The sequence below is a fragment of the Actinocrinis sp. genome (genome assembly GCF_035605935.1).
Taxonomy (GTDB): domain Bacteria; phylum Actinomycetota; class Actinomycetes; order Streptomycetales; family Catenulisporaceae; genus Actinocrinis.
On record NZ_DATNGK010000006.1, the window covers coordinates 1 to 6,441 of the forward strand.

Consider the following 6,441-nt stretch of genomic DNA (forward strand, 5'->3'; position numbering starts at 1 on the left):
TCCACGAACTTGATGACGCCCTGCCACTGGCGCGTGCCATCCACCTCGTTGCCCAGCACCAGGGCGAAGGTGTTGTCCCAGCTGGCGAGCGAGCCGCCCTTCTCCGGATCGATGTCGCCGGTGAACTTGCCGTTGACGTACAGCTTCTGCCCGTTGACGGGATCGTAGGTCAGCACGATGTGCTGCAGCGCCGCCTGCGCGTTCATGTTGGCCGCGGCGGTCTGCAGCGGCGGCATTCCGTTGGTACTGGTCTGGTCGCTGCGCGTGTAGCCCTCGTACTGCATCGCGTGCTGGCCGAGAGTCGCGTTGCGCGTCTTGTTGCTGCCCGAATAGCTGACGATCCAGGCATTCGTCTGCGCCACGTTCGCAGGTGCGGCCCACACCTCGATGGTGTAGGCGCCGGTGGACTGGATCATGCTGGCGAGCTTGGAGCTCGAGGCGGTGGAGGCCTGGGCCTTGCCGCCCTGGCCGATGTCGATGCCCCAGCCGCCGACCCACTGCACGCTGCCGGTGAAAGTCAGGTCCGCTTCGGGGCTCACGCCGCTGGTGTCATAGGCGGTCGAGCCGCTTTCGGTCTTGAACTCGTACTTGGCCACCAGCGCGTCCTCGATGCGGTTGCCGCCGGCGGCGATGGTCGCCTGCGGCAGGGACAGCGCCTTGGACAGCACCAGACTCGGATCCACCGGCGTCACCGGCACGGTGTTGGCGTAGTTGGTGATCGCCTGCAGCATCGCAGCCGCGCTTGCGGGGCAATCCGGGGCGCCGCCGGGAGTGGTCGCCCAGCAGTTGTGGAACTCGACCTGCAGCCGCTCCACGAAGCGCGAGGACGCCGGGTCGTTCAGGTTCATCTTCGGCTGCGCGGCCACGTACGCGTCGTCGGGGTTCGGGCCGGCGAAGTACGGCTGCTGCGGCGTGTTGGCGTTCGGGCTGTGGCAGTTGACGCACCACTTGGTGAGGATCGGCGTCCAGACGTACTGCTGGAAGCCGCTCGAGTCCGCCGGGAACTGCTTGCCGGAGCCCACGGTCACCGACGGTGGCGCGGTCAGCTGAATACCGGTGGCGGAGGCGGAGCCCGCGCCGATCCAGGCCTTGATCCAGGTCAGCATGGTGTCGGCGCAGGACTGCGGATCGGCGACCCAGCAGTTGTGGCCGCCGCCGACCTTCAGAACCAGCTCCGACTGATCCGGCTGCGTCATATTCACCAGCGGCGCGGCCGCCTGGTACGCGAGGTTCACGTCATCCGAGCGCGCGAACATCGGCGACTGGCCACCCTCGTGATGGCAGCCGCCGCAGCGGTTCGGCTGGCGCACCTGCTCCCACAGACTGACCTTGAAGGCCTGGATGTCGGCATTGCCCGCCGCCGGGCCCGTGTAGGCGTTGGCCGTCGAGGTGGAGTTGCTGGTCGGCTGGTTGACCGTCGTCGCAGGACCACCGGCGCTGCAGGCCGCGAGAATCGCGACCGGCAGCAGGGCGGCGAGCTGCAGGAGCTTGCGCGGGGACAGACGCGTGAGGCGGGACATGCGATTCTCCCTGGTCATGGTCTTCCCCTACTGGCCCTTGCAATACAGGGCGGTGTCGGCGAATACCTGCTTCAGCTTGTAGCCGCCGCCGGTGAAGTTCGCCTTGATGCTCTGCACGGCGCTGCGGTCCAGGGAGTTGCCCGGCGCGCGGAAGCACACTGCCTGGAACACCTTCTGCACCTGACACTCGGCGAAGGCATCGCTCCCGGCCAGCTCCTGGCCGAGGCTCTTGGCGCCGTTGCCGCTCCCGGGCAGGCTGGCTGACCAGCCGAGCACCGAGTTCGGGCCCGCGCGCCAGCGGTTCTGCCAGGAGTCATCCGGCGTCACGAAGCCCTGCTTGAAATTGTCGGAGTTGATGAAGTACTTCGCCTGCACGATCCCGGGCGTGTACACGAGCGCGCCGGCCGTGGTGTCGAAGTTGTAGTAGGCGAACGCCTGCGCCATCGGGTCCATGCCGCTGTGGCAGCCGACGCAAGTGTTGAGGAACACGCGGCTGTCCCCGCCGGGCGAGCGCGCGACGTCCTGGCGGATCCGGTCGGTAGGACGGGAGATGTCCTCGACGGTCTCCATGTCGTGGCACAGATGATTCATCATCGTGAAGCGGAACATCGCCCGGTTGGTGCCGTTGATGAAGAACGCGGAGGCACCGCCGTAGGTGGTCATCACGCCGGCCGTGGCCGCCGCCGGCAGGCCGTACACCGCCGACTGCGTGGTCTGCACCAGCGTCGCCTTCAGGTCCACGCCGTTGGTATCGGCGGCCTGGTAGTGGTTGTTGTTGGAGATCGAGGGAGCCGGCAGGCCCGGCGCATTGCTCGTATAGAGAATGTCCCCCGACAACACCGTATTGAACGGGACGTCATCGCGCACCATGCCGATGACGGTGGCCGTATAGTCGTTCAACGGCACGAACACCGTGCCGTCGCGGTTGGTCCATGGCGCGACGAAGTTCTTCAACGTCACGTTATAGAAGTTGGGATCGCTGGTCGCGAGCGCCGCCGCCGCCTGCGGATTGCCACCGTTGATGTCCGAGATCATCTGCGCGAGCACGCTCGGCGAAGGCGGTACGCCGGCGATGCGGTTGTAGATGCGCACGGCCTGCTCGGGGACGCCGGCATGAGCGGGTGCCCCCAACTGTGTTACGGCGAGCAGCGCGGTGGCGACGGCGATTGGCGTCGCGCGCGCGGACAGGGTTCGGTTTTGCATGTTCGTATCCATAGCGCTCGTCTAACTCCCACGAATGCCTCAAGCGCGGGCCGCACTATACGGTCGCGCAAACCCCACCCCGAATGTCTCATGCAGAGGACGTCGCTAAGTGCCGACAGTTCTGTCGTTGTGTCCCTCGCTCAGATCCTTGCGAGGTAAAGTGCGAGTCCGGTCACGGCGTCACTACCGGCGAAGGACTACCTAGTGGACCTGTCGAAAGCAGTCGCTCGCGGGTGTGCGGGAAACGCCGTCCCGGGCGAGCTCTCGCGATGGCAAGAAAACAGCTAACGGCGCTCCGGTGGCGTGATCGATTCGTCATATCGACGAATGCGCGTATCGGGTTCTCGAATTACGTTACATTCGCTCAGCCGCGGGGAACGGCCTGGGAACGATTCGTGTGGAGAGAGTCATGAAATCGGTGGTGGGTGGATTCGTTCTGGTCCTGATCCTGGCCGCCGGCCTGAGCGCCTGCAGCAGCGGTGGGAACGTCGCCATTGCAAACAGCCAATCCGCGGATCCGGCCACCGTGGACTTCCCGATCTTCTATGTGAAGCGGACGATTCCGCCGACCACCGACGATCTGCGCATGCTGCGCAACGCCGTGCTGCCGACGGCCACCCAGCTGGTGATCCCCAGGGCCGACCTCTACAAGCGCGACAGCGCCTAGCCGAGCGCCAATGAGACGAACCTCACGGCGCGCATCACCGGCACGAACACCTACGATGTGAAAGACGTCGACGTCTCCCCGGACGGCAAGACGGTGGTGTTCGCGATGCGCGGACCGCTCACCTTGAAGATGAAGCAGAAGGATGCGCCGTCGTGGCGTATCTACGTCTATGACATCGCCAGCGACAACCTGCATCCGGCCATCGACCCGAGCACCGATCAGGATCCGGCGACGGTCAACGACGTCGCGCCGCACGTGCTGCCCGATGGCCGCATCATTTTCTCCTCGACCCGCCAGCGGCAGTCGCAGGCGATCCTGCTGGATGAGGGCAAGCCGCAGTTCGCGGCGCAGGACGAGGCCAATACCGAGCCGGCGTTCGTGCTGCACGTGATGAACGCGGACGGCACGGGCATCCATCAGATCTCTTTCAATCAGAGCCACGACCGCGATCCGACCGTGCTGGCGAACGGCCGCATTCTCTGGAGCCGCTGGGACCACGCCCCGGGCAAGGACGGCATGCACCTGTATTCGTCCAATCCGGACGGGACCGACACCCAGCTCTACTACGGTGCCAATAGCCACGATACGGGTACGGATACCACCGGCACCAACATGGCGACCATCGAGTTCGTGAAGCCCCGGGAGATGCAGGACGGTCGCATCCTCACCCTCGCCCGTCCATACACCAACGTGGACTTCGGCGGCGACCTGCTCATCATCGACGGCATCCACTTCGTGGAGAACACTCAGCCGCTGGCGGCGGATGCCGCCATGTCCGGCCCAGCGCAGACCCGCGCGACCTCCAATGATGTGATCGACGTACCCGGTCCCTCACCCGGCGGCCGGTTCAATTCCGCCTACCCGCTGTGGGACGGCACCAATCGCATCCTGGTGAGCTGGTCGCAGTGCCGGCTGCAGGATGCCACGCAGAATCCTCCTGCGATCGTCCCCTGCACCGACGCGCGCCTCGCGGACCCGACCGTGAAGACCGCTGTGCCGTTGTACAGCCTGTGGATGTTCGATCCGACGCAGAACACGCTGCTGCCCATCATGCCCCCGGTCGAGGGCGTGATGGTCACCGACGTGGTCGCCTCGCAGCCGCGCCCGGTGCCGAACATCATCCTGGATCAGCTGCTGGCCTCGGGCCAGGATCCCACCCTCGGGCAGCTCGACATCAAGAGCGTCTACGACTTCGACGGGGTGGACACCGCCAGGCCCAACATCGCAACGCTGGCGGATCCGGGCAAGACACCCGCCGCCCAGCGCCCGGCCCGGTTCGTGCGCCTGGAGAAGGCGGTGTCCATTCCGGACATGACCGTGGTGAACCTGTCGAACGATGCCTTCGGCGCCAGCGGCTACATGCGCGAGATCCTCGGCTATGCGCCGGTGCAACCCGACGGCTCGGTGGAAATGCAGGTACCGGCGAACGTGGCCTTCATGATCGACGTGCTGGATGCGAACGGCCGCCGGATCTCCCCGGTGCATTCCGCATGGCTGCAGGTGCGCCCGGGGGAGACGCTCACCTGTAACGGCTGTCACAATCCGGCGACACCGCAGAAACCGTTCTCGCACGGACGGCGGGGCGCGTTTGCCGCGGCGTATGCCGGCTCCTCCGGCGGCGGACCCTTCCCGGATGCCAATCCGGTGTTGGTCGCCAATCCCGGCGAGACCATGGCAGAAACCCTGGCGCGGATCAGCTGCGCCGACGATACGCCGCACTGCGCACAGATCGTTCCCAGCGTGAATCTGAGCAGCACGGAGATCTGGGCGAACCCCCCGGCCACCACGGCGGATATCTCCCTGCGCTACCAGGATCTGCCCGCGGGCAATTTCCCGACCACGCCCAACTGCCTGAACGGCTGGGTGTCCAACTGCCGCAGCGTCATCAACTACCCCAAGATCATTCAGGCGATGTGGGACTACGCCCGGCAGACGAAGGATGCGATGGGCAACGTCCTGACCGATCACACCTGCTCGCAAGGCGGCTGCCACAGCACCACACCCGCCGCGGGCAGCACGGCGACCGTGCAGGTGCCGGCGGGCCAGCTCAATCTCACGAACACGCCCTCGGACGCGGTACCGGTGCAGCCGGTCTCCTATCAGCAGCTGCTGTTCACGCACAACGAGCAACAAGTTAACATGGGCTCCCTGCAGGACGTGCCGGGTCCGCCGGATGCGAACGGCAACCCGACCACGATCCCCGTAGGGCCGTACCTGAATGCGGGCAGCGCCAACGGTGCGCTCTCGAGCGCGTTCCTCGGTCGTTTCGATGGGTCCGCCCCTACCCCGGCCGGTGGGGTGAACCACGTGGGTTTCCTGAACGCGGCTGAGCTACGCCTGATCTCTGAGTGGCTGGATATTGGCGCGCAATTTTACAACAACCCGTTCGATCCCAACGTACCGGTCAATTAAGGCTGTGTGCCTGCTCATCGCGCTGCTCATCGCTCCGGCGGTGGGCGCCGCGCGTGAGCATCTGCAGGTCTTCGTTACCGAGGCGTATCTGGAGCTGCATACCGGAGCCGGTCGGGGCTATCCGGTATTCACGGTTGTGCCGCGCGGCGAGAGTGTCGACGTGCTGTTCCGGCGCACCGACTGGTTCAAGGTGCGCACCGAGCGTGGCGTGGAGGGCTGGGCCGCGCAGAAGGACATGCAGAAAGTGGTGCTGGCCAACGGCGCGCCGTTCACCTTTCCCCTGGGCGACCGCGCGGGCTACACCTCGCACCGCTGGGAGATGGGCATGTTCGCCGGGGACTATGGCGGGGCGACCCTGGTTTCCGGATACTCCTCTTACTACTTCAACTCGCAGCTCGCAGCCGAGCTTTCGCTCGGCCAGTTTCTCGGCAAGTTCTCCAACGGCACGACCGGAGATATCGGCCTGGCGCACATCATCGCGCCGGAGTGGCGTCTGACGCCGTTCCTCATGATCGGCACCGGCTTCGTGCACATCTCGCCCAAGGCGACACTCGTGCAGCCCGCCGAGCGCACCGAACAGACGGCCTACGTGGGCGGCGGTGTACGCTACTACCTCACGCGCCGCTTCTTCCTGCGCGC

At 65.8% G+C, this 6,441-nt stretch carries 5 protein-coding genes; 3 read left to right on the forward strand and 2 right to left on the reverse strand.

Going from position 1 to position 6,441, the window contains the following annotated elements; all coding sequences use genetic code 11:
- Both VN779_RS00560 and VN779_RS00565 read right to left on the reverse strand, forming a co-directional pair.
- The coding region (locus VN779_RS00560; RefSeq protein WP_325719036.1) for a LamG-like jellyroll fold domain-containing protein at nucleotides 1–1,520 on the reverse strand (1,520 nt) is incomplete at its 3' end.
- Between the two features lie 27 nt (nucleotides 1,521–1,547).
- The gene (locus VN779_RS00565) at nucleotides 1,548–2,723 is read right to left on the reverse strand and encodes a hypothetical protein (protein WP_325719038.1); all 1,176 of its coding nucleotides are present in this window, start codon (nucleotides 2,721–2,723) and stop codon (nucleotides 1,548–1,550) included.
- Nucleotides 2,724–3,132: 409 nt separating this feature from the next.
- On the opposite strand from VN779_RS00565, the gene VN779_RS00570 reads away from it, so the two are divergent.
- The 3 genes from VN779_RS00570 to VN779_RS00580 form a co-directional block, all read left to right on the forward strand.
- Nucleotides 3,133–3,390, forward strand: a complete 258-nt coding sequence (locus VN779_RS00570; protein ID WP_325719040.1) for a hypothetical protein — start codon at nucleotides 3,133–3,135, stop codon at nucleotides 3,388–3,390.
- Between the two features lie 57 nt (nucleotides 3,391–3,447).
- Nucleotides 3,448–5,802 (forward strand): hypothetical protein, encoded by a 2,355-nt coding sequence (locus VN779_RS00575; RefSeq protein ID WP_325719042.1) that lies wholly within the window; start codon nucleotides 3,448–3,450, stop codon nucleotides 5,800–5,802.
- 4 nt (nucleotides 5,803–5,806) lie between these two features.
- Nucleotides 5,807–6,441: SH3 domain-containing protein (locus VN779_RS00580; RefSeq protein ID WP_325719044.1), on the forward strand; the 635-nt coding region annotated here is incomplete at its 3' end.